Source organism: Paenibacillus sp. 01T422, assembly GCF_056398785.1.
In genome coordinates this window covers 1-3,034 of record NZ_JBFTQB010000876.1, presented here as the reverse complement: position 1 = coordinate 3,034, position 3,034 = coordinate 1, and the positions used below count along the sequence as shown (strand labels likewise).

Sequence of the window (3,034 nt, the reverse complement as noted above, 5' to 3'; positions counted from 1 at the left end):
CACGTATGGTGTGATGAAAAACGGGAAAATGGTCGTATGGAAACGCATGCTTGTGACGGGAACTGAAGGGGAGGTGGAAGTCGTATGAGCCACGAGATTCCTTTTTTGGCATCACCCGATCAAGCTGCATTCCGTGATCATATGGAAACCAAAGTAGCTGGGTGGATTCGTCCATGGGACGGTCACGAGAAGCTTCTCGCAGGGATCGTCGGCGTCCCTTTATCCAAGTCGTCGATCTCGCATTCAGGCGCTTCGACGACCCCTGCCGCGATTCGTGCGGCATTCAAGTCATTTACGACCTATTCGATGGAATATGGGGTCGATTTGCAGGATTTGGCTGTCCGTGACCTCGGCGATATCCAGATGCATGTGACTGACATCGCGGAATGCCATCGGCGTATCGAGCAGAGTCTTCGGGCTCTGTACAAGGAGCAGCCTAATCTGATTCCGATTATTGTTGGCGGCGATCATTCAACGAGCTGTCCGTCGCTCAAAGCCTTTGCTGACCGCTACCCCGGCGAGAAGGTGGGCATCATCCATTTTGATGCACACCATGATGTGCGTAACTTCGAGGATGGTGGTGTGACCAACGGTACGCCGTTTCGCGGCATCCTGGAGTCGGGTGTGGTTCACGGGCCTAACATCGTGCAAATCGGAATTCGGGGGTTTATGAACTCTAAGCCATATCATGACTATGTAATAAGCAAAGGTGTGCACGTATACACCTCACGGGATGTAAGACGCATGGGGATTGATGCTGTACTTGATGAGGCGATTGAGCTTGCTGGAAAGGATACGGATATACTGTACGTAAGCTTTGATGTAGATGTGATCGACCAGGCTTACGCACCGGGTTGTCCTGCAATCGGTACTGGCGGCATGCACCCATGGGACGCCATGGATGCCCTGCATCGCTTAGGAGCGCTTCCGAAGGTGCAGGGGTTGGATTTTGTCTGCATTGACCCGACCGTCGACGTGCGGAATGTGACCTCGCGCCTTGCGGTGCAGTTCATGCTCAGCTTCTTCGCGGGAGTGGCCATGCGACCGGTTTAACTCGACTTTATAAGGATTTAATAAGGCTTTGCAAGGCACTTGCCAATAGGTTGGCAGGTGCCTTTTTTATGGCTATTTCGTTAACTTTTATGGAAACTAGTGGGAAACTCTATCCCAAACGCTATATAAACTGTACAATGGTAGGATGTCATTAAAAGTTGAAGTTGTTTTTCTTTTCGGAAAGGATGAAGAAAATGGACAAGCGCAAGAGCGCCAAAAATCAGAATGAGGCTTATGTAGGGGAGGAGTTTGGACCCGAGCTTACAATTCCGCTTTCACTCGCTGACTGTCTTGTTCGATTAACGAAAGGCGATCTTACGGAGATTCGGACTAATTTGGAGATTAAAGGTGTAAGCACATTAAAAAAACAGGATTTAGCTATGGCACTGGTGGAGCACATTCCTAACGCGCTGCCAAGTTTATTTTTTAAATTCGATGACACACGCTATCAAATTATGAAGCAAATTGCTGGGCGCGGCGGTGTTTCCCCTCGTTCAATGATTGATCTAGATCAGATTTCTTATTTTATGGAGCGGGGACTGCTTTTCGCTGGCATGCACAACGGGAAACCTGCCGTAGCCATGCCTCAGGAAGTGCGTGAAAGCTTTCAGAAGCTGGATTACAAATACTTCCGCGAGAAGTTTCAAAGAAATGCGGAATGGATTAAGCTCACGAACGGCCTATTGTATTACTATGGTCATCTGAGTACGGAAGAGCTGCTTGACCTCGTTGAGAGCTATATGGGGACGAAGTTGTATCGGTATGAATACTTAAATGTCATAGTGGATTCGATTCTCTTCTATATGCAAATCGTACCGGACTCCAGGGGCTATCATAACGTCCTTTTGAACAATCCGAAACAAGTGCAGCAGGAGCAGGAGTCCCGCTTGAGTCTCTCCCTGTACCCATTCACCAAAGAGCAGCTTCTAGCTGCTGGTGAGCAAGATTTTGTGGATCGGACGCCGGCACACAAAGCGTTTGTGGACTTTATTCGCAAAAACTACACGATTTCGTATGAAGAGGCTGACTTTATCGTAGAAAATTGCACAGATCTTATTCGCAATGGAGCAACACCGGGCTTTCTGCTGCAATCGATCCAACAGGATCTTGAAATCAATGACCTAGAGCTGACGAGAAGCTTTATGAATCACATTTCAACTCTTAATAATACGACAAAGCAATGGTTTCTTAAGGGTTATTCACCAAGTGAGCTAGCCCCTGCCAAACCTCTGGCAGTTCTCCAGAAACCTTCTGTCGGGGCGGATGTATGCAGTTTCCGTCAGTTTGATTTTAATGTGGTGGATCTCTCCTATTAAAAGAAAAATTGATTTAAAACGATCTGAGAGCCAACTTTTGAATCAAGAAATGACACATTTTACTTCAAAATTAAAAAAGGCCACTTTCTCAACAGTCTGAAAAACTACAGTTAATCTATGCTGCATGGTGGCAGGGAATGAATTAGCGGTAGAAGCTCCAGCTAAATTGTTGGCAGCTACCCGAAATCGGGTGGATTAAGCGAATTTAGCTGTAGAAATTCCAGTTAATTGGTTAAATTCGAATCGATTTCGGAAAATAGCAGGAGTAATCGGCGTTAACCAGCTTCTGTACCTTTGCACACATTCATTTCATCCACCACTGTCACTTTAACGCTGAAAAACATACTTACAGTAGCTAATTTGCTTATCAAACCTCCGTTAACGATGTCTAACATCGTTAACTTCTCAAYACAYATCCACTTCACGCACCACTGCCACTTTAACGCTGAAAAACATACTTAYAGTAGCTAATTTGYKYATCAARCCTCCRTTAACGATGTCTAACATCGTTAACTYCTCAACACACATCYATTTCACGCACCACTGCCACTTTAACGCTGAAAAACAYWCYTACAGTAGCTAATTTGYTTATCAAACCTCCGTTAACGATGTCTAACATCGTTAACTYCTCAACACACATCCATTTCACGCACCACTGCCACTTT

General features: G+C 46.0%; 2 protein-coding genes. Both read left to right on the top strand.

Translation table 11 applies throughout. The features are described from left to right. The first annotated feature begins 84 nt into the window (after positions 1–84). On the top strand, positions 85–1,053 hold the full coding sequence (hutG, locus tag AC1DUA_RS32800) for a formimidoylglutamase (RefSeq protein ID WP_477503717.1): 969 nt from the start codon (positions 85–87) through the stop codon (positions 1,051–1,053). Positions 1,054–1,247: 194 nt separating this feature from the next. Then, positions 1,248–2,369 (top strand): hypothetical protein, encoded by a 1,122-nt coding sequence (locus AC1DUA_RS32795; RefSeq protein WP_477503716.1) that lies wholly within the window; start codon positions 1,248–1,250, stop codon positions 2,367–2,369. Positions 2,370–3,034: the final 665 nt, after the last annotated feature.